The sequence below is a fragment of the Neobacillus vireti genome, assembly GCF_036962345.1.
GTDB classification, from domain to species: domain Bacteria; phylum Bacillota; class Bacilli; order Bacillales; family Cytobacillaceae; genus Neobacillus; species Neobacillus vireti_A.
Map to the genome: position 1 here is coordinate 85,914 of NZ_JBALNB010000011.1, position 20,300 is coordinate 106,213.

General features: G+C 39.0%; 23 protein-coding genes and 2 riboswitches. Of the genes, 21 read left to right on the plus strand and 2 right to left on the minus strand.

Features of this window, described 5'->3' with window-relative positions; genetic code table 11:
• Positions 1 to 179 precede the first annotated feature (179 nt).
• The 20 genes from V7108_RS13995 (at position 180) to yunB (ending at position 17,456) form a co-directional block, all read left to right on the plus strand.
• On the plus strand, positions 180 to 536 hold the full coding sequence (locus tag V7108_RS13995; RefSeq protein WP_335512186.1) for an arsenate reductase family protein: 357 nt from the start codon (positions 180 to 182) through the stop codon (positions 534 to 536).
• A gap of 34 nt (positions 537 to 570) precedes the next feature.
• On the plus strand, positions 571 to 954 hold the full coding sequence (gene gcvH / locus V7108_RS14000) for a glycine cleavage system protein GcvH (protein ID WP_335512184.1): 384 nt from the start codon (positions 571 to 573) through the stop codon (positions 952 to 954).
• A 115-nt stretch (positions 955 to 1,069) separates the two neighbouring features.
• Entirely contained in the window at positions 1,070 to 1,309 is a 240-nt protein-coding gene (locus V7108_RS14005; protein WP_335512182.1) for a YusG family protein, read from the plus strand.
• Positions 1,310 to 1,440: 131 nt separating this feature from the next.
• Positions 1,441 to 1,797, plus strand: coding sequence for a toprim domain-containing protein (locus tag V7108_RS14010; protein WP_335512179.1), 357 nt, complete (start codon positions 1,441 to 1,443; stop codon positions 1,795 to 1,797).
• 3 nt (positions 1,798 to 1,800) lie between these two features.
• Positions 1,801 to 2,109 (plus strand): thioredoxin family protein, encoded by a 309-nt coding sequence (locus tag V7108_RS14015; RefSeq protein ID WP_335512177.1) that lies wholly within the window; start codon positions 1,801 to 1,803, stop codon positions 2,107 to 2,109.
• 116 nt (positions 2,110 to 2,225) lie between these two features.
• Positions 2,226 to 2,579 (plus strand): hypothetical protein, encoded by a 354-nt coding sequence (locus V7108_RS14020; RefSeq protein WP_335512174.1) that lies wholly within the window; start codon positions 2,226 to 2,228, stop codon positions 2,577 to 2,579.
• A 76-nt stretch (positions 2,580 to 2,655) separates the two neighbouring features.
• A riboswitch (SAM riboswitch) is annotated at positions 2,656 to 2,758 on the plus strand.
• 70 nt (positions 2,759 to 2,828) lie between these two features.
• Positions 2,829 to 4,145 (plus strand): O-acetylhomoserine aminocarboxypropyltransferase/cysteine synthase family protein, encoded by a 1,317-nt coding sequence (locus V7108_RS14025; protein WP_335512172.1) that lies wholly within the window; start codon positions 2,829 to 2,831, stop codon positions 4,143 to 4,145.
• 123 nt (positions 4,146 to 4,268) lie between these two features.
• Positions 4,269 to 4,375, plus strand: a riboswitch (SAM riboswitch).
• 166 nt (positions 4,376 to 4,541) lie between these two features.
• Positions 4,542 to 5,567: a methionine ABC transporter ATP-binding protein gene (locus tag V7108_RS14030; RefSeq protein ID WP_335568556.1), complete on the plus strand. Its 1,026-nt coding sequence runs from the start codon at positions 4,542 to 4,544 to the stop codon at positions 5,565 to 5,567.
• Positions 5,560 to 6,225, plus strand: coding sequence for a methionine ABC transporter permease (locus tag V7108_RS14035; protein WP_335568557.1), 666 nt, complete (start codon positions 5,560 to 5,562; stop codon positions 6,223 to 6,225). Before V7108_RS14030 ends, V7108_RS14035 begins: the two co-directional genes overlap by 8 nt.
• Before the next feature lie 16 nt (positions 6,226 to 6,241).
• Entirely contained in the window at positions 6,242 to 7,075 is an 834-nt protein-coding gene (locus V7108_RS14040) for a MetQ/NlpA family ABC transporter substrate-binding protein (protein WP_335519173.1), read from the plus strand.
• Positions 7,076 to 7,509: 434 nt separating this feature from the next.
• Positions 7,510 to 8,295, plus strand: a complete 786-nt coding sequence (sufC, locus tag V7108_RS14045; protein WP_335509872.1) for a Fe-S cluster assembly ATPase SufC — start codon at positions 7,510 to 7,512, stop codon at positions 8,293 to 8,295.
• A gap of 23 nt (positions 8,296 to 8,318) precedes the next feature.
• Positions 8,319 to 9,629, plus strand: a complete 1,311-nt coding sequence (sufD, locus tag V7108_RS14050) for a Fe-S cluster assembly protein SufD (RefSeq protein ID WP_335509874.1) — start codon at positions 8,319 to 8,321, stop codon at positions 9,627 to 9,629.
• On the plus strand, positions 9,629 to 10,858 hold the full coding sequence (locus V7108_RS14055) for a cysteine desulfurase (RefSeq protein ID WP_335509876.1): 1,230 nt from the start codon (positions 9,629 to 9,631) through the stop codon (positions 10,856 to 10,858). Before sufD ends, V7108_RS14055 begins: the two co-directional genes overlap by 1 nt.
• Complete coding sequence (gene sufU, locus V7108_RS14060) at positions 10,848 to 11,285, plus strand: Fe-S cluster assembly sulfur transfer protein SufU (RefSeq protein WP_335509877.1); 438 nt, start codon at positions 10,848 to 10,850, stop codon at positions 11,283 to 11,285. Before V7108_RS14055 ends, sufU begins: the two co-directional genes overlap by 11 nt.
• A gap of 48 nt (positions 11,286 to 11,333) precedes the next feature.
• Positions 11,334 to 12,731 carry a Fe-S cluster assembly protein SufB gene (sufB, locus tag V7108_RS14065; protein WP_335568558.1) on the plus strand — a complete coding sequence of 466 codons (1,398 nt, stop codon included), beginning with the start codon at positions 11,334 to 11,336 and terminating at the stop codon, positions 12,729 to 12,731.
• A gap of 284 nt (positions 12,732 to 13,015) precedes the next feature.
• Complete coding sequence (locus tag V7108_RS14070) at positions 13,016 to 13,861, plus strand: DUF72 domain-containing protein (protein WP_335568559.1); 846 nt, start codon at positions 13,016 to 13,018, stop codon at positions 13,859 to 13,861.
• A gap of 192 nt (positions 13,862 to 14,053) precedes the next feature.
• Positions 14,054 to 14,875, plus strand: a complete 822-nt coding sequence (locus V7108_RS14075; RefSeq protein ID WP_335509881.1) for a sulfite exporter TauE/SafE family protein — start codon at positions 14,054 to 14,056, stop codon at positions 14,873 to 14,875.
• A 19-nt stretch (positions 14,876 to 14,894) separates the two neighbouring features.
• Positions 14,895 to 16,241, plus strand: coding sequence for a bifunctional metallophosphatase/5'-nucleotidase (locus V7108_RS14080; protein ID WP_335568560.1), 1,347 nt, complete (start codon positions 14,895 to 14,897; stop codon positions 16,239 to 16,241).
• 67 nt (positions 16,242 to 16,308) lie between these two features.
• Positions 16,309 to 16,611 carry a YunC family protein gene (locus V7108_RS14085; protein WP_335515725.1) on the plus strand — a complete coding sequence of 101 codons (303 nt, stop codon included), beginning with the start codon at positions 16,309 to 16,311 and terminating at the stop codon, positions 16,609 to 16,611.
• A gap of 89 nt (positions 16,612 to 16,700) precedes the next feature.
• Entirely contained in the window at positions 16,701 to 17,456 is a 756-nt protein-coding gene (gene yunB / locus V7108_RS14090) for a sporulation protein YunB (protein WP_335515723.1), read from the plus strand.
• A 22-nt stretch (positions 17,457 to 17,478) separates the two neighbouring features.
• Here the strand turns inward: yunB and V7108_RS14095 are convergent, their stop codons facing one another.
• Positions 17,479 to 18,426 carry a M23 family metallopeptidase gene (locus tag V7108_RS14095; RefSeq protein ID WP_335515728.1) on the minus strand — a complete coding sequence of 316 codons (948 nt, stop codon included), beginning with the start codon at positions 18,424 to 18,426 and terminating at the stop codon, positions 17,479 to 17,481.
• Positions 18,427 to 18,627: 201 nt separating this feature from the next.
• Between V7108_RS14095 and lipA the strand changes: the two genes are divergently transcribed.
• On the plus strand, positions 18,628 to 19,545 hold the full coding sequence (lipA, locus tag V7108_RS14100; RefSeq protein ID WP_335568561.1) for a lipoyl synthase: 918 nt from the start codon (positions 18,628 to 18,630) through the stop codon (positions 19,543 to 19,545).
• 38 nt (positions 19,546 to 19,583) lie between these two features.
• Here the strand turns inward: lipA and V7108_RS14105 are convergent, their stop codons facing one another.
• The gene (locus tag V7108_RS14105; protein WP_335568562.1) at positions 19,584 to 20,222 is read right to left on the minus strand and encodes a YhcN/YlaJ family sporulation lipoprotein; all 639 of its coding nucleotides are present in this window, start codon (positions 20,220 to 20,222) and stop codon (positions 19,584 to 19,586) included.
• Positions 20,223 to 20,300: the final 78 nt, after the last annotated feature.

Genomic DNA, 20,300 nt, shown 5'->3' on the forward strand with positions numbered 1-20,300 from the left:
TCAGAAACTTTAGGCTCCCAGCATTTTCATTGGGAGTCTAAAGTTTTTTGTAATATTGCAGGAATTTGCGCAAATTGAGTCGAATTTTTAGATGAACTATTTTAACTTTTTTACATGTTATGTTACTATTCAAGTGACGAATACCGTCACGGATGTTTTGGCAAAGGAGAGTGAAATGGATGTCACTAACTTTTTACTGGTATCCGAAATGTGGTACGTGTAGAAAAGCAAAGAAATGGCTAGATGAACATCATGCTTCCTACAAAGAAATACATATTGTTGAAAATCCTCCATCTCGAGCAGAGCTTCAGCAACTGGTTGAAAAAAGCGGACTTGAATTAAAGAAATTCTTTAATACCAGCGGACAAAAATATCGTGAATTGGGTATTAAAGATAAGATACCCACCGCCTCTCAAGATGAGCTGCTTGAATTGTTGGCATCTGATGGGATGTTAATCAAAAGACCCTTGGTATCGGATGGAGAAAAAGTAACAGTTGGTTTTAAAGAAGAAGAATATGAAAAAATGTGGTTGTAAGCTAATTTTTTAAAATTAATGGAGGGGTAATATCATGACAACACCAAAGGAATTGCGTTATTCTAAGGAACATGAATGGGTTAAGAATGAAGGAGAAACAGTTCGTGTAGGAATCACACATTTTGCACAATCTGAGCTTGGGGACATCGTTTTTGTTGAACTTCCTGAAGTTGGCGATGAAGTGACCGCAGATGAGCCATTTGGCAGTGTTGAATCTGTTAAAACAGTATCAGAATTATATGCACCAATCAGCGGCAAGGTTGTAGAGGTTAATGAAGATTTAAGCGACAGCCCTGAATTTGTTAATGAATCTCCATATGAAAAAGCTTGGATGATTGTGGTTGAGCCTTCTAATAGCGGTGAATTGGACAACCTTATGAGTGCAGAGCAATATGAAGAATTAATTAAAGAAGACTAAAGAGCCTCTATGAAACACCTTGATCTCAAGGTGTTTTTTTATGGGAAAAATTTGCACCTTCTATATTCTAAATCTGGGGGACACTAGAATAAACTTTAAAAAAGGGGCTCTTGGTATGACATTGAAACAGCAGAAGATTGACGTTACAGATCGAATCATTGGAAAAATGAAAAATGGAGAAATGGAATTATTCCTTGACAATACTTCCATTGGAAAGATACAACTTCCAGGGGATATGACGTTTCAGCTCGATCAACGATTTGAGGTAGAACAGCGAAAGATCTTTCAAAATGTGACAGTTACGGAGCAGCCTGACGCGAAATATACAGATTGTGATGATGGTGGATGGTGTTAAAGCCTTATCTTTAAGCAAACACCTATTATCAAAAAGATAATCGTGGTATAGTTAACTTGTTCACACGTTATTTACGTTTTCGAATATGTTAACAATAAACAAATAACTTTCTTTCATATAGGTGATGGATGATGAATGACTCGTATGGTGATAAAGTTCTGATTGTCGAAGGAAAATCAGATAAGAAAAAAGTAAAAAGTATCCTGAAGGAACCGATGGAGATCGTTTGCACAAATGGGACCATCAGTATGACGAAATTGGATGAATTAATTGATTCTCTTGAAGATAAAGATGTCTATATTCTCGTAGATGCCGATGATGCAGGTGAAAAACTGCGTAAACAACTGAAAAGGGAGTTTCCAAAAGCGGAACATCTTTATATTGACAGGATGTACCGTGAAGTTGCAACGGCACCCGTGTATCATCTGGCCACGGTCCTCCTAGGAGCAAATATCGATGTTCATTCTGAATTTTTAGAGATGGGATAAAAAATGAACGATTGGAACCTTGATGAGGTATCATCATTTATAAATCATCATTCATCCGGACTTATTTATTTCTATACGCCTTTGTGTGGTACTTGTCAGGTAGCATCGAGAATGCTCCAAGTTATTGAAAAAATGGTTGATGTGAATATAGGAAAAATGAATTTGAATTATTACCCCGAGCTAGCAGAAAAGTTTGAAATTGAAAGTGTTCCCTGCTTGCTATTTATTAAGGATGGAGAATTGGTTGAGATAATTTATGCCTTTCACTCTGTACCTTTTATATATGAAAAAATAAAACAATACTTTTACTAAAACAGATGTTAGCGCATCTGTTTTTTTGTGATTATTTGTCGATAGAATACCAAAGGATTTTTAGCTGGTTTACTTGAATTTAATAATGAATGGAAAGTAAATCGGAGTGATGACAAATGAACGAAATGATAGAGTTATTCCTTTCGGCTATAAAGGAACGTGGCCATGTTCTTAAACTTATTGAACACTTGGATGGTCTAAAAATAAAGCTAGTTTGCGAAGATCATGAGATATTTTTGATTTTTCATCGTGGAGAGGTTTCTGTCTTTGTTGACAATGGTGAGAAGCTCATAACACCTACCATTAGTGGTCAGAAGGAGTCCATTTTTTATCTGCTTCAGGGGAAGGAAACATTAAGAAATCTCATTAGAAATGGACAGCTCGTTGTTAATGCTCCATTTCGTATAGTTCTCCTCATCGAATCTATTTTTTACTTAACCAAACCAAAGGTTCAATTGTCTATTTCTTAAAAACTATTGACGGTATGTATTGATTTGGGGTAATATTTGTTTATAATATTCAAATAATTTTTTGCAATTTAATAGATTCTTATCCAGAGAGGCGGAGGGACTGGCCCTATGATGCCCGGCAACCGGTTAAACAACACGGTGCCAATTCCAGCAGAGTACGTCGCTCTGGTAGATAAGAAGAGAATCCCCTCTTCTTAAAGAGGGGATTTTTTGTTTGTTACTATATAAATATTGAGGAGTGTTTAGGCTATGTCAGAAAATCAAAAAAACTATCGTTTCGAAACCTTGAGTGTACATGGCGGATTGTCACCAGATCCAACAACAGGAGCACGCGCAGTTCCGATCTATCAAAATAATGCGTATCAATTTAAAAATACCGAGCATGCTGCGAATCTATTTGCGTTGAAAGAGCCTGGATACATATATACTCGAATCCATAACCCAACAACAACTGTTTTCGAGGAAAGGGTTGCTTTATTGGAAGGTGGAGTAGGAGCTCTTGCAGTAGCAAGTGGGATGGCGGCCATTACGCTGGCCATCTTAAATATTGCTGAAGCAGGAGATGAAATCGTATCAGCTTCTAATTTATATGGTGGAACTTACAACTTATTCGCAGTTACTCTTCCGAAGTATGGAATTAACGTAAAATTTGTAGATCCAGCAGATCCAGAAAATTTCCGTGCGGCTATCACAGATAAAACAAAAGCTGTGTTTGCAGAGACGATCGGTAATCCGTCTTTAAGAATTCTTGATATCGAAAAAGTAGCAGATATTGCCCATGAGGCAGGGGTTCCTTTGATTATCGATAACACATTCGCTACCCCTTACCTGTGCAGACCGATCGAATATGGTGCAGATATTGTTGTTCATTCGGCAACGAAATGGCTTTTAGGTAATGGAACAACAACAGGCGGGATTATTGTCGACGGAGGAAAGTTTGACTGGAATTCATCTAGGTTCCCTGGTTTTACTACTCCTGACTCAAGCTATCATGACCTTGTATATGCAGAAGCACTTGGTGCTGTCGCTTACATCATTAAAGCACGAGTACAGCTATTACGTGACCTAGGTCCTGCATTAAGCCCGCAAAATGCATTTCAATTCACCTTGGGACTTGAAACCCTTCATGTAAGAATGAAGGAACATATTGCAAATACGAAGGAAGTTGTTGAGTATTTAGTCAACCATCCTGCTGTAGAATGGGTATCTTATCCAGGACACCAATCTCATCCAGATCATGAATTGGCAAGCAAGTATCTTCCAAAGGGCGCAGGATCAATGATTGTATTCGGTATTAAAGGTGGAAGAGAAGCTGGAGCAAAATTAATTGATTCCATCACACTATTTGCCCATGTAGCGAATGTTGGAGATGCGAAAAGTCTAATTATTCATCCGGCAAGCACAACTCATCAACAGCTGGATGCAGAAGGTCTTAAAGCGGCTGGGGTTTCTGAGGATTTAATTCGTCTATCTATCGGTATCGAAAATGTGGAGGATTTAATAGAGGATCTGGAGTCTGCTATTGAAGCTGCAACAGGTGTATCCTCACTTAGAACAAAAGCATAATATATAATTCGAAATTTGTCGAAAATTTAGTTGACACTACTTTTTATCCATGCTAAGATTACTTTTGTACAAAAATAGTTACTTTAATCCATAAACGTATTAATTGAATATAGAATGCTATAGCTCTTATCAAGAGAGGTGGAGGGATGTGCCCGATGAAGCCCGGCAACCGTCAATATTAATTGAAATGGTGCCAATTCACACAAAGCGTAGGCTTTGGGAGATGGGAGAAAGGTTTTTATTTACGATGCCTTTCTGCCCGCTGCAGAAAGGCTTTTTAATTTTTCAATATAAGAATGTTTTTATGAATACAGTCAAACTCTATAACTAAGAAGTACGCGGTAATGGGATTAACGAACTGCAAAATATTTTATTGGATAAAAAGTAGGTGATGGAATGATTTCTATAAAAGATGTAGCTAAAATTTTCCCTTCGAAACATGGTCAGCTAAAAGCAGTTGATGATGTTACCTTAGAAATAAAAGAAGGAGAAATATTTGGTGTAATCGGATATAGTGGTGCAGGTAAAAGTACCTTAATTCGAATGCTTAATGGACTGGAGCTGCCGACACAGGGATCTGTTACCGTAGCTGGACGTGTTATATCAAAAATCAGCGGCCGTGAGCTTCGAAAGGCACGCCAAGAAATAAGTATGATCTTTCAGCATTTTAATTTACTTTGGTCTAGGACCGTTAGCGAGAATATTGCTTTTCCTTTAGAAATTGCTGGGGTAAAAGGTCTTGAAAGACAAAAACGAGTAAATGAACTCATTCAATTAGTGGGCCTTGAAGGAAGAGAAAATGCTTATCCATCTCAGCTAAGCGGGGGTCAAAAACAGCGTGTCGGCATTGCCAGGGCACTTGCGAATAATCCCAAAGTACTACTTTGTGATGAAGCGACATCGGCGTTGGACCCGCAAACTACCGATTCTATTTTGGAGTTGTTAGTGGATATTAATAATAGACTTGGATTAACCATTGTTTTAATTACCCATGAGATGCACGTCATTCGTAAAATCTGTCACAGGGTAGCTGTTATGGAAAGCGGTAGAATTGTGGAACTTGGTCAGGTTTTAGAGGTGTTTAAAAACCCTAAAGAGAAAATTACGAAGCGATTTGTCGAACAGGTTACGGAACCTGAAGAAACGAAAGAAACCGTTGATCATCTACTTGAACTTTATCCACATGGAAAAGTGGTTCAGCTCTCGTTCGTCGGGGAAGCAACAGAACAGCCTTTAATCACAAACATCATTCGTGATTTTGATGTGATTGTTAATATTCTTCAAGGGAAAATTTCACACACTCAAAACGGGTCATATGGAACCCTATTTATTCATTTAGATGGGGAAATTACCGAAATAGAGAAAGCCATTGATTATATTCACTCACAGCAAGTCGGCGTGGAGGTGATCAGTAATGGATAACTTTATGGAAATGGTTCAGTGGGAGAAACTACTATTGGCAACACGTGAAACCATTTATATGACATCTGTTTCAGTGTTAGCTACATTTATTTTTGGTTTACTCTTTGGTCTGCTGCTGTTTGTAACAGATAAAGGGAATATATGGGCTAATCGGACTGTTAATGTTATTATTGCAGCATTTGTTAATATTTTCAGATCAATCCCGTTTATTATCTTAATCGTTTTATTAATTCCATTTACAAAATTATTGCTTGGGACTATTCTCGGTGCAAATGCGGCTTTGCCGGCGCTAATTATTGGTGCAGCTCCGTTTTATGCACGGATGGTGGAGATTGCCCTTAGGGAAATCGATAAAGGGGTAATTGAAGCGTCACAATCAATGGGGGCGACACATGGTCATCTCATATTTAAGGTCTTAATACCGGAATCTTTACCGGCATTAATTTCAGGGATTACTGTCACAGCGATTTCACTAGTCGGCTTTACTGCAATGGCTGGGGTCATTGGAGCCGGTGGTCTTGGTCATTTTGCTTATCTCGAAGGTTTTCAACGCAATAGACCCATTGTTACATTAGTTGCAACGATTGCAATATTAATTTTGGTATTTATCATCCAATTTGTTGGAGATTATTTTACAAAGAAAACAGATAAACGATAACTGGAGGAGTTAGAGGATGAAAAAAATAGTTAGTTTTATTTTATTGGCAATTATAGCCATCACATTAACAGCATGTGGCGGTGCAAAGAACGAATCTGCAGAAAAAGAAGATGGAAACAAAAAGTTAGTCGTTGGAGCATCAGCAGTACCACATGCGGAAGTACTTGACGCGGCAAAACCATTATTAAAGGAAAAAGGCATTGATTTAGAAGTTCAAGTTTTTCAAGACTATATTCTTCCAAACGTAACATTAAGGGATAAAGATTTAGATGCCAACTACTTTCAAACACCAGGGTATTTAGCCTTACAAATGGAAGAAAATAAGGACTTTGATTTTGTAAGTGTTGGTGAAATTCATAAAGAACCTATCGGCATTTATTCTAAAGAATATAAAAGTCTGAAAGACCTTCCAAACGGCGCTAAAATTATTATGAGTGATTCACTAAGTGACCATGGACGTATTTTACCGATTTTTGAAAAAGAAGGATTAATTAAACTTAAAGAAGGCGTTGGAGCAAATGCAAGAGTCGAGGATATTGTTGAAAATCCAAAGAATCTTGATTTCTCCACTTTAATTGAAGCAAAATTATTAGCTACTTCATTCGAAAGTGGTGAAGGTGATGCGGTCGTTATTAATACGAACTACGCTTTAGAAGGCAATGTTGACATTGGAAAGTATGGAATTGCCTTTGAAGGTGATGACGTTGTACCGGCAAACCTTGTAGTTGTCCGTTCAGAGGATAAAGACCGAGAAGAAATCAAGGCTCTTGTTGAGGTCCTTAAGTCAAAAGAAATCCAAGACTTCATTCAAGAAAAATATCAAGGTGCAGTTGTAACGGTTACTGAATAATATATAAATATAAGAAATAGGGAAGTCAGTGAAATTAAACTCACTGGCTTCCTTCTGTTTATTATTTTAGTCACTGTACATGAAACGAATTTAATAGGAAAAAGTAGGGAGGGAATAATATTGCTGATACCTTGGAAAATAAATATAAATACGCTATGATTTTATTCGTAAGTGATTTACATAAAGGTGTCACAAGTATCAATTTTCTAAATTAGTATAGTACAAATACATCTTGTCTTATAAAACATTCTCATTTGGATTGAGTTGAGTGAAAATAAAATTCTTTTTCATTACCAAAAAAGTTATTACTCTTTATGAGTTGCTAACAGATTCTATTTGTTATAAGATTGTAATGAGAATAAAGTGAGAATGAATTTTGGGGCCAAGTGAATTTGGGCTACAAGATACAAAATTATCTTTGCGGAGGTATATATATGGCTGGATCAACATTAACGATCAAAGATTTACATGTAGCAATTGACGGAAAAGAAATTCTTAAAGGTGTGAACCTTGAAATAAAAGGTGGAGAAATCCACGCAATCATGGGACCAAACGGAACCGGGAAATCAACTTTATCTTCCGCGATCATGGGTCATCCAAAGTATGAAGTAACGAGCGGAAATATTACATTAGATGAACAAAATGTACTTGAAATGGAAGTAGATGAGCGTGCACGTGCTGGTCTATTTTTAGCCATGCAATATCCAAGTGAAATCAACGGAGTAACCAATGCTGATTTCTTGCGTTCGGCCCTTAACAGCCGTCTTGGCGAAGGAAATGAAATTTCATTAATGAAATTCATTCGTAAGATGGATAAGCAAATGGAATTCCTTGAAATGGACCTAGATATGGCACAGCGTTATTTAAACGAAGGATTCTCTGGCGGGGAGAAAAAGCGTAATGAAATCCTGCAATTGATGACGCTAGAGCCGAAAATCGCTATCTTAGACGAAATTGACTCAGGATTAGATATCGACGCCCTAAAGGTTGTTTCAAAGGGAATCAATCAAATGCGCGGAGAAGACTTTGGCTGCTTAATTATTACTCACTATCAAAGACTATTAGATTATATCACTCCTGACTATGTGCATGTTATGATGCAGGGCCGTATTGTGAAATCTGGCGGACCAGAACTAGCACAACGCTTAGAAGCAGAAGGATATGACTGGATCAAACAAGAGCTAGGAATTGAAGATGAAACAGTTGGGCAAGAAGCGTAAGAGTTAGCGTTAGGAGGATAATCATGACAACAGAAACGAATTTATCATTTGATAAAGATTTTGTTCGTTCCTTTTCAAAAGAATCGAACGAGCCTGCGTGGATGGAAGAATTTCGTCTAAATGCATTAGAACTGAGCGAAACCCTTCCAATGCCAAGACCTGATAAAACAAAAATTGATAAGTGGAATTTCACACAGTTTGATACTCATACTGTAGCTAGTCAGGCTTTCACAGCACTATCGGAGCTTCCTGAAGAAGTGAAAACGTTAGTCGGTGTAGATGGAGTTCCTAAAAATTTATATATTCAACGTAACCAAACTCCTGCATATCTTTCTTTAACTGAAGATTTAAAGGAGAAAGGTGTTATTTTTACAGATATTTTTACTGCTGTTCGTGAGCATAGTGAACTGGTTCAAAAATATCTTATGGTTGACGGAGTTAAAAAAGATGAACACCGTCTGACTGCGTTACATGCAGCATTATTAAATGGTGGTGCTTTCTTATATATCCCTAAAAATGTAGAAATTGCTGAGCCAATTCAAGCCATTTATTTACATGATGACGTGGAAGCAAACCTTATCAATCATGTTCTCGTTGTTGCAGACAATAATAGTTCTGTTACGTATGTAGAAAACTATATTTCCACTGTAGAAAATGCTAACGGTGTCTTTAATATTGTTACTGAAGTGATCGCAAAGGATGGTGCCAAGGTTCAATATGGTGCTGTTGATACTTTAGCAAAGGGCATCACAACATATGTGAATCGTCGTGGATCTGCAGGAAGAGACGCACGGATTGAATGGTCATTAGGATTAATGAATGAAGGAAATACAATTTCGGAAAATACAACCAATCTTGTTGGTGATGGTGCTATTGGTGATACTAAGACTGTCGTTGTTGGACGTGGCGAGCAGACACAAAACTTCACTACGAAGGTTGTTCACTATGGTAAAAACACTGAGGGCTATATTTTGAAACACGGTGTCATGAAGGATAGTGCTTCTTCTATTTTTAATGGAATTGGTCATATCTTGCATGGTGCTTCAAAATCCAATGCCGAGCAGGAATCACGTGTACTTATGCTTAGCGAAAAAGCACGTGGTGACGCAAATCCGATTCTTCTCATTGATGAAGATGATGTAACGGCTGGCCACGCTGCTTCAGTTGGACGTGTAGACCCTGTTCAACTTTACTATCTAATGAGCCGCGGCATTCCGAAAAAAGAAGCGGAACGTTTGGTTATCCATGGTTTCCTTGCTCCAGTAGTTAACCAGCTCCCAATTGAAGGAGTAAAGAAGCAGTTAACTGCTGTAATTGAAAGGAAAGTACGATAATGAATGTCCATGATATTCGTCGTCAATTCCCTATTTTAGATCAGGAAGTAAATGGAAAACCACTTGTTTATCTAGATAGTTCAGCAACTTCTCAAAAACCTTTCCAAGTCATTGAGACTGTGGAAAAATATTATAAAGAAATCAACTCCAATGTCCATCGTGGTGTTCATACTCTTGGCACAAGAGCAACGGACGCCTACGAAGGGGCAAGGGAAAAGGTTCGTAAATTTATTAATGCAAAATCAACCCAGGAAGTTATTTTTACTAGAGGTACCACTACTTCTATTAATACGGTTGCACAAAGTTATGCGGCCGCAAATCTAACTGCTGGTGATGAAATTGTTATTACGTATATGGAACACCATAGCAACATTATTCCTTGGCAGCAGGTAGCGAGACGTACAGGAGCAGTGTTAAAGTACATCCCGCTTCAGGAAGACGGAACAATTTCGCTTAGTGATGTTAAGGCTACAGTGACATCCAATACGCGAGTGGTTTCTGTTATGCAGGTATCTAACGTACTTGGCGTCATTAACCCTGTTAAGGAAATTGCGAAAATTGCCCATGAAAATGGTGCGATTATGGTAGTCGATGGGGCACAAAGTGCACCCCATATGAAAATAGATGTTCAAGATTTAGATTGTGATTTCTTTGCTTTTTCTGGACACAAAATGTGTGCACCTACAGGGATTGGTGTTCTTTATGGGAAAAAGCATTTGTTAGAAAATATGGAACCGATTGAATTCGGCGGAGAAATGATCGATTTTGTTCATTTACAAGAATCAACATGGAAAGAGCTCCCATGGAAGTTTGAAGCTGGAACACCAATTATTGCAGGTGCAATTGGTCTCGGTGCCGCGATTGACTTTTTAAATGAGATTGGCTTAGAAAATATTGCAGAACACGAGCACAAGCTTGCTGCCTACGCATTAGAAAAAATGTCATCTGTTCCTGGAATGACTATTTATGGACCTTTGGACGCGGCGAAACGTGCAGGTCTTGTTACCTTTAATATTAGTGATGTACACCCGCATGATGTCGCTACTGTCCTTGACTCAGAAGGCATTGCTGTCCGTGCCGGACATCATTGTGCACAGCCATTAATGAAATGGCTGAAGGCATCTGCAACTGCTCGTGCAAGCTTTTATTTATACAACACAGAAGACGATATTGATAAGCTAGTTGAAGGACTTGTTAAAACAAAGGAGTATTTCAGCGATGTCTTCTAATTTAGATGCACTCTACCGTCAAGTTATTATGGACCACTATAAAAAGCCGCGCAACCGCGGGCTTTTAGAGGATGGCAGTCATACCATCAATATGAATAATCCTACTTGTGGCGACCGGATTCAATTAACCTTTAAGGTTGAAGATGGGATTGTCAAGGATGTACGTTTTGAGGGGGAAGGCTGTTCGATTTCAATGTCATCTGCTTCCATGATGACACAGGCGATTAAAGGAAAAAGCGTGGAGGAAGCAATTAAACTTTCCAAGATCTTTTCCGAAATGATCCAAGGTAAAGAGTACGACGATAATATTGATTTAGGTGATATAGAAGCTCTTCAGGGTGTTTCAAAATTTCCAGCACGGATTAAATGTGCCACGTTAGCGTGGAAGGCAATGGAAAAGGGATTAACCGAAGAGGAACAACAATAAAACAAAAAGGGTAATCCCTTTTTGTTTATGAAATGGAGGAACAGGTCAATGGCGAAAAAAATGCCGGAAATCGGTGATTATAAATACGGTTTTGCCGATAAGGATGTTTCAATATTTCGTTCAAAGCGTGGTTTAACAAGTGATATTGTAAAAGAAATTTCAAAGTTAAAAAACGAACCACAGTGGATGCTTGACTTCCGCTTGAAATCACTTGAGCACTTTTACAAAATGCCGATGCCGCAATGGGGCGGAGATTTAGCTCCGTTAAACTTTGACGAAATCACTTATTATGTAAAACCATCTGAGAAATCGGAAAAATCTTGGGATGAAGTTCCTGAAGAAATTAAAGCAACATTTGACAAACTCGGGATTCCTGAAGCAGAGCAGAAGTACCTTGCTGGTGTATCTGCACAATATGAATCTGAGGTTGTTTATCATAACATGAAGGAAGAACTTGAAGATTTGGGTATCGTTTTTAAAGATACTGATTCTGCTCTTAGAGAGAATGAGGATATCTTCCGTGAGCACTGGGCAAAGGTTATTCCGCCGACTGATAACAAATTTGCAGCCTTGAATTCAGCAGTTTGGTCTGGCGGCTCATTTATCTATGTACCACCAGGTGTAAAGGTAGATACTCCGCTGCAAGCGTACTTCCGTATCAACTCTGAGAACATGGGACAATTTGAGCGTACGTTAATCATTGTTGATGAAGGCGCACATGTTCATTATGTAGAAGGCTGTACAGCACCTGTTTATACAACTAACTCACTTCATAGTGCTGTGGTTGAGATTATTATTAAAAAAGACGCTTATTGCCGTTATACAACGATTCAAAACTGGGCAAACAATGTCTTTAACTTAGTTACCAAGCGAGCAGTTTGTGAAGCAAATGCAACAATGGAGTGGATTGATGGAAACATCGGTTCAAAATTAACGATGAAATACCCAGCCGTTATCTTAAAAGGTGAAGGCGCACGTGGTATGACATTATCCATTGCGATCGCAGGTAAAGGCCAGCATCAGGATGCGGGAGCTAAGATGATTCACTTAGCACCAAATACTTCTTCAACGATTGTATCTAAATCAATTTCTAAGCACGGCGGTAAGGTAACTTATCGTGGGGTTGTTCACTTTGGACGTAAAGCAGATGGCGCCCGTTCAAATATTGAATGTGATACGCTGATTATGGATAATCAATCAACATCTGATACGATTCCATACAACGAAATCCTTAACGACAACATTTCCCTTGAGCATGAAGCTAAGGTTTCGAAGGTATCTGAAGAGCAGCTCTTCTACTTGATGAGCCGTGGTATTTCAGAACAAGAAGCAACTGAAATGATCGTAATGGGCTTCATCGAGCCATTCACAAAAGAACTGCCAATGGAATACGCAGTCGAAATGAACCGTCTCATCAAGTTCGAGATGGAAGGTTCTATCGGTTAATAGATTTTGGTCCGCTTGCCCTAGATGGCAAGCGGATTTTTTGTGGTTTGAGCCCCTTTACTCTCGGATGGCGGAAAAATACTGGCGGATGGCGAGTAATACTGGCGGATGGCGAGAAATACTGGCGGATAATAAGAAATACTTGCGGATAACGAGAAATACTGGCGAATGGCAAGAAATACTCGCGGATGACGGAAAATACTCTCGTATAGAAAAAACACTCCCGCCTAGCGAAAAAATTTATTAAACGATATGCTATTATTAACAAATAGAGGTGATGAACGTTGATTTACATAGGAGTAACTGGTTGGGGAGACCATGACAGTTTATATCCAAGTCCGATTTCTCCCCGGGATAAATTAAAAGAATATGCTGGGCATTTTCCAACAGTGGAAGTGGATTCGGCCTTTTATGCGATTCAACCTAAAAGGAATGCAGCGAGGTGGATGAAAGATACGCCTGAATCATTTCAATTCATAGTAAAGGCTTACCAGGGAATGACAGGGCACCAGCGCGGTGAAATTCCATTTGCAAACAAACAGGAAATGTTCCATGCCTTCAAGGATTCACTTGAACCATACATAGAAGCAAATAAATTAGCTATGGTCCTTTTTCAATTTCCGCCATGGTATGATTGCAAGCGGGAGAATGTTGAATACTTACGATGGTGTAAAAAAGAAATGGGGCATATTCCATGCGCACTTGAGTTCAGGCACCAGTCTTGGTTTACACCTCGCTACCTGCAGCAAACGCTTGATTTTATGAGAGAAGAAAAGTGGATACATAGTATTTGTGATGAACCTCAATCTGGTGAGGGCTCGATACCAGTAATTTTAGAAGCCATTAACGATGAAAAACTTCTTATCCGTTTTCATGGACGTAACATTCATGGCTGGCAAAAACGTACAGACGAGAATTGGCGTGAAGTTCGATACTTATACCGATATAATCAACAAGAACTTCAGGAATGGGCAGATTCCATCCGGGAATTAGCCCGGGAGTCTAAAAGCGTCTACGTGCTCTTTAACAACAATTCTGGCGGGGATGCTGCAGATAACGCAAAAGAAATGATTGAGCTATTAGAGATAGAATACGAGGACCTTGCACCTAGACAACTTGATTTATTTTAAATCGTAAATATTTTGTTAAAATCTTAAAGCCGATTTTAACGTGGAAAAGGCTATTTTGCGCTTTAGTATTTAGTTTGCAGGCTCCTTTCTTCTTAAATTTATGCTATTTTCTGCGGAAACTTAGCACAATCATAAAAATTTCTTAAAAATAACAAAGTTTAAGAAAAGAGCCTTAAATAAAGGAGAAATAATATGGAATGGATTGTTTTAGTATTATTAGGGATAGCAGGCAGTTCCTTAGGCAGTTTAATTGGATTCGGCGGGGGAATTGTGATTGTGCCCTCTTTGCTCTTTTTAAGCTCTCTGTCTGCATTTGGTTATATCTCACCACAGACAGCTGTGGGAACCTCTCTGTTCACGATGATTTTTACCGGGCTCTCCTCAACGTTAGCCTATATGAAACATAAAACAGTTGATTACAAAAGCGGCTTTATTTTTCTAATCGGAAGTGGTCCAGGAAGTATTCTAGGAGCATGGGTAACGGAAGCGTTAAATTTGAAATCATTTAACTTGTTTTTTGGAGTTTTTATTATATTTGTTTCCTGTGTACTTTTATTAAAAGATAAACTTAAACCAATTCCTTTCCGTAAAGACAAGGGGATTGTCAGAACCTTTACGGATAACTCCGGTAAAAGTTTTGAATATGGTTTTAACCCGATAATAGGAGTGCTTATTTCTTTTGTTGTTGGATTTTTATCAGGAATACTAGGAATTGGCGGCGGATCGTTAATGGTGCCGACCATGATCTTGTTCTTTTTCTTTCCACCCCATGTAGCAACAGCAACATCTATGTTTATGATCTTACCTACATCCATCCTGAGCTCGATTACCCATATTACACTCGGAAATGTTGATTGGCTTCTTGCATTGGCATTAGTCCCCGGTGCATGGATTGGTGCAAAAGTAGGTGTCTACTTAAACACAAAACTAAAAAGCAAAACAATTGTTTTCATACTACGAACCATATTAATCATCGTTGGAATACGATTAATTTATCAAGGAATTATAGGCTAATAAAGGATGCGAAATATGCATGGAAATCATTCACATATATCATACAAATGACGTCCACAGCCATTTAAAACGATGGCCGCGGATTCAGAATTTCTTAACAAGCAGAAGGCCTTATCATGAAGAAGCAGGAGAAGAGTTTCTTCTTTTTGACATAGGTGACTTTATTGACCGCTGGCACCCGCTTTCAGAGGCAACCCATGGACAGGGAAATATTGAACTGTTAAATAAAAGTGGCTATACTGCTGTTACGATTGGTAATAATGAAGGAATCAATTTCCCATACGAAGTGTTAAACCATTTGTATGACAACAGCGATTTTGATGTGCTAGTTGCGAATCTCTACAATAGCAGGAAACAACACCCATCATGGTTAAAACCTTATAAAATTTATCAGACAAAAGGTGGTACCCGGATTGGCGTTATCGGGTTAACTGCTCATTTTTCTCTGCTATACGAATTACTCGGCTGGAAGCTGACTGAGCCGATAGAAGAGTTAAATAAATGGATGAAACCTTTAAAAGATGAATCTGATATTATCATCCTGCTCTCACATCTCGGACTAAATCATGATGAACAAATCGCTGCGGAATTTCCTGAGATTGATGTAATTCTCGGAGGTCATACCCACCATACTCTTCCGGAAGGCAAATGTGTGGGCAATACGCTGCTTGCCGGTGCGGGTAAGCATGGAAGGTATGTGGGGCATGTTACCCTTCAAGTTCATGACCGGGAACCTATCAGCCAACAGGCACAGTTGTATAATGTGATGGAGCTTCCAGCCATTCCAGCCGAGAAAGTGATCTCCAAGGAGCTTTTTGGGAGAGGAAAAAAATTACTGAATCGGAAAATTACAACACTTAAGGAAGAACTACCCTATGACCCATTTCAAGAAACTGAGCTAGCGCGGATTTTATGCCAAGCACTAAGAGAATGGTGCGATGCGGATTGTGCCTTTATTAATGGAGGGCTGATTTTAGGTCCATTGTCAGGAACAGTAACAGCCTATGATTTACTTACCATCTGCCCTCACCCCATCAATCCTTGTAAAATCAAACTAACGGGAAGGGAATTAAAAGAGGTTCTACTTGAAACAAAGGCTGAAAGCTGGCCACAAAGACAAATCGTGGGCCTTGGTTTTAGAGGAAGTATTATGGGAGTCAGTGTTTATAATGGGATCACTTTTAAAGAGAACAACGCCATATATATTAATGAAAAAGAATTAGACTTAGAAAAAAACTATACATTAGCAGTTCCTGATATGTTTACCTTTGGGCATTTTTTCAAAGGCGTATTTCCTAATATGAAAAAAGAGTACTTTCTCCCTGAATTTTTACGTGATTTATTACAATGGAAATTACAAAAGTAGTCCTAAAGTATATACACGCTTTATCTTGCGCTTTCATAAATTGTTAGTGAAGAAAGGAGTGTGTAACTTGATAGAGCTATCGCCGGTAGAGATTAATGGCCATACGTTCTTGGCTGTTACTGTGTTACTGCCAAAAACAACACTGCTCTCTGTAAGCAATGATAAGGGATATATTATGTGCGGTGCTTTAGATGTTGGTTTATTAAATGAGAAGTTAAAGGATCGCAAAATCATAGCCGCCAGAGCGGTGGGGGTAAGGACGATTGAACAGCTCCTTAATGCACCAATGGAGTCAGTAACAGTTGAGGCCGAAAGCTTAGGCATAACGAAAGGAATGCTTGGCAGAGAAGCCTTGCTTAAAATGGTTTAAAAAGCTTGCATGCTTGCAGGCTTTTTATAATTATGAAGGCTAGTTCCCACCTTATACGCATACATATAACATGTAAGGGGGGATCATGTTTGGTTAAGTTTCGTGTTCGTCGCAGAAAAAGGGGACCATTACCTTTTAGATATGTTATGTTATTATCATTTGTTTTCTTTCTTCTCTCTACGGCATTTGGAATATGGCTGGTGAACAAGGGGATAGAACCTTCCTTAATGAGATATGCCGAATCAAAAACAAAACAAATTGCATCGCAGGTAATCAATAAGGCGATTAACAAAAAAACAGTAGAAGTGGGAGATGTCATTGCGGTTGAAGCAGGTCAAAATGGAGCACAGCCAAGTGCTAGTTTAAAGACTGAAGTGATAAACCAGAAATTATCTGAAATTACGAGTGAAATACAGAAAAACCTCAATGCAGCAGAGAAAGGGGATCTAGATTCCTTAGAGAAGCTAACGGACGTTGATATTGAGGTAAATACTAAGGAACAGGATGGAATTATTTGGAATGTTCCATTAGGGCAAGCCACCAACATGGCGTTGTTAGGAAACTTAGGTCCGAAAATACCAGTTAGGTTTCATGCAATTGGTGAAGTTCGGCCGGATGTAAAAATTAACCCGAAGCCAATGGGAATCAACAATACATGGATTGACGTGGCCATCCATTTAGAGGTTTCAGTGCAAATCATTACCCCGTTTGCAACGGAAATTACAAAATTAGAGCAGAATATTCCAGTGGGTGGAAGACTCATTCAAGGGGATGTACCGCAATTTTATAATAATGGCGGCGGTGGGGTTACTCCTTCTATTGAGATACCCAAGCCTGAAAGCTAAAAGGACTGTCAATTGACAGTCCTTATTTTTTCCTCAATGCTTGTCTTTCTTGTTGTTTCCACAATCTTAAATGTGGAGTCGGATCAAAGGACCATTCAGTATAGCCATTATCTTTATACATTCCATAGTGAAGATGTGGAGGGAATTTCCCGGATGTCCCTGGAGGACCATATCCAGAACTGCCGACACCGCCAATCAAGGTTCCTGGCTCAACGATTTGTCCAACTTTTAAATCTTTAGCAAAACCGCTGAGATGAGCAAAATAATGATACGTATTATTAATATCACGAATTCCTACTCTCCAGCCTCCGAACTTATTCCAGCCCTTCATTTCAACGATACCATAGTTGGTAGCACGGACAGGAACGCCATAACCTGCGAATATATCGGTGCCCTCATGAATTCGTCTGCCGCCCCAGCCTCTTGCGTCGCCCCATGTACTGCGATAACTGTGATTGCTTCGTAATGGCAGCGGGAATACATGTGTATCTAAATCTAACCGGCCAAAATGGCGGTACATTTTCGCCTTTCCAGCTATTATGCCCACTGTTTTATCACGGTGATAATAATTCCATAACCCAATTTTTAAATTATCTTCGTCTGTTCCATAGGAAAGAAGATAATTGGCGAAAGTATATAAAACATCTTCATCATTCTTTAAACTGGCCTTTCCATCTCCATCCCCATCCACACCCATACCATTAAAAAGCTGGATAATTGCGGGGTTCTCTTCATTTAGGTTTGGATTGGCTGGCCCTGCCCATTTTTCAGGGGTAAAATATATCCCAATTACACTTTCCGCCTTTGGCAAGTCCTTTCGAACCTGGCGGATATTTCTCTCGTATTGATCAACAGCAGCTAAGTAATACCAAGGAATTTGTGTAATGGTTTCAACCTTTTTGTATAGCTCCATTCTTTCCCGATATTCATCAGGACCTTTAGCATGAGCATCCCTGAGAGAAAAGCTCATTAATAAGAGGAAAGTTCCAATTATCAGAAATGCTCGCACAGGAATCCTCCTTCCGATTATTGTACGCTTTTAGTTTATGATTTCTAGGCAATTTCATTATGGTTAAAAATTGGAAATGTGACACTTGAAGCTGGTCTGCTTGTCCTTGTCACAAAAAGTATGATAAAGTGACCATAGAGCACCTCATTAAGGAGTGGAAACATGACCAGAAGTGAAGAATATTTACGTAAACCTGATTGGTTAAAAATAAAATTAAATACAAATGAACATTATACTGGTTTAAAAAAGTTGATGCGTGAAAAGAAGCTACATACGGTTTGTGAAGAAGCGCGCTGCCCGAATATCCACGAATGCTGGGCTGAGAGAAGAACGGCAACCTTTATGATTCTGGGTGATACCTGTACACGTGCCTGCCGTTTCTGTGCAGTAAATACAGGGCTTCCGACTGAATTAGACTTGCAAGAACCTGAACGCGTAGCAGATTCTGTTCAATTGATGAATTTAAAACATGTTGTGGTAACGGCCGTTGCCCGGGATGATTTAAAAGATGGCGGTGCTGCAGTATTTGCTGAAACCGTTCGAGCGATTAGAAGAAAGAATCCTTTTACAAGCATTGAAGTCCTGCCATCTGATATGGGCGGAAAAGAGGAAAACCTAGCGTTGTTAATGGATGCTAAGCCAGACATCTTGAATCATAATATTGAAACGGTACGCCGACTCACACCAAGAGTTAGAGCACGTGCAAAATATGACCGTTCCCTTGAGTTTTTACGTCGGGCGAAAGAAATGCAGCCTGCCATTCCAACGAAATCAAGCTTGATGATTGGGCTTGGAGAAACAAAAGAAGAAATTATAGAGGTCATGGATGATTTACGAGCAAATAATGTGGATATCATGACGATTGGACAGTATTTACAACCTTCTAAGAGCCATTTAAAGGTTGAAAAATATTATCGTCCAGAGGAATTTGCAGAACTGCGTGAAATTGCTCTATCTAAAGGATTTAGCCATTGTGAGGCTGGACCTTTAGTACGATCATCTTACCATGCAGATGAGCAGGTTAATGCAGCCGCAAAGCATAAGCAATTATTGGGCGAAACAGAAGCAAAAGAAGCATAAGAGAAAAGAGTTCAGTCACAAGGGCTGAACTCTTTTGTTTAGCGATTATTCGTATTCATGGTGTCCTCTTGTGTCGCCCCATTTTCATCTTCGGTGTCGCTCATCCTGTTGCCTTGTGGGGATTTTTTCATTTGTGTAATTAAGCTGTTGACCGAATTACGAGCATTTTTACTTGTAGAATCCATATTCGCAAGATTTTCCACATCTCGCATTAAGTTAGTATCATCCGTTACATACACATGATAATATCTTGGCACAACGGACATCGCTGTTCTTTTTACCTGATCTGCTGTTTGATTCCGATTCTTTGTGTCGGAACTATAGGCAATTAACACTTCTTGGTCTGTCACTAAAGTTGCTACATCGTTAACATTTGGAATATCTGTACTAAGTTGACTAATGATATTGGCAACTTGTTCACGATCTATAGCCGAATAGTGTTTTGTACCTCCCTGGTCACCTAGAACCGGGCTTCTTTGGTGACGAACAAAGCCATAATCTTCGCTGACATTTCGTACACCACGGCTGCCGCCTTCATTGTATAACTCTTCTCTTTTATTGTTAACATTAATGGTATCTCCACTTTCTTCATACACATCGCGATTTGCCATATCCTTTGAGCAGCCTGCTGCTGTTAAGAGCAAACAAAATCCAATGATTATCGACCACTTTTTCAATTAAAGCACCTCCTTTTTTTATAATGGCCAAATAACTGATTTTTTTTCTTAGTAATTGATGGTGAATCGGTTATAATG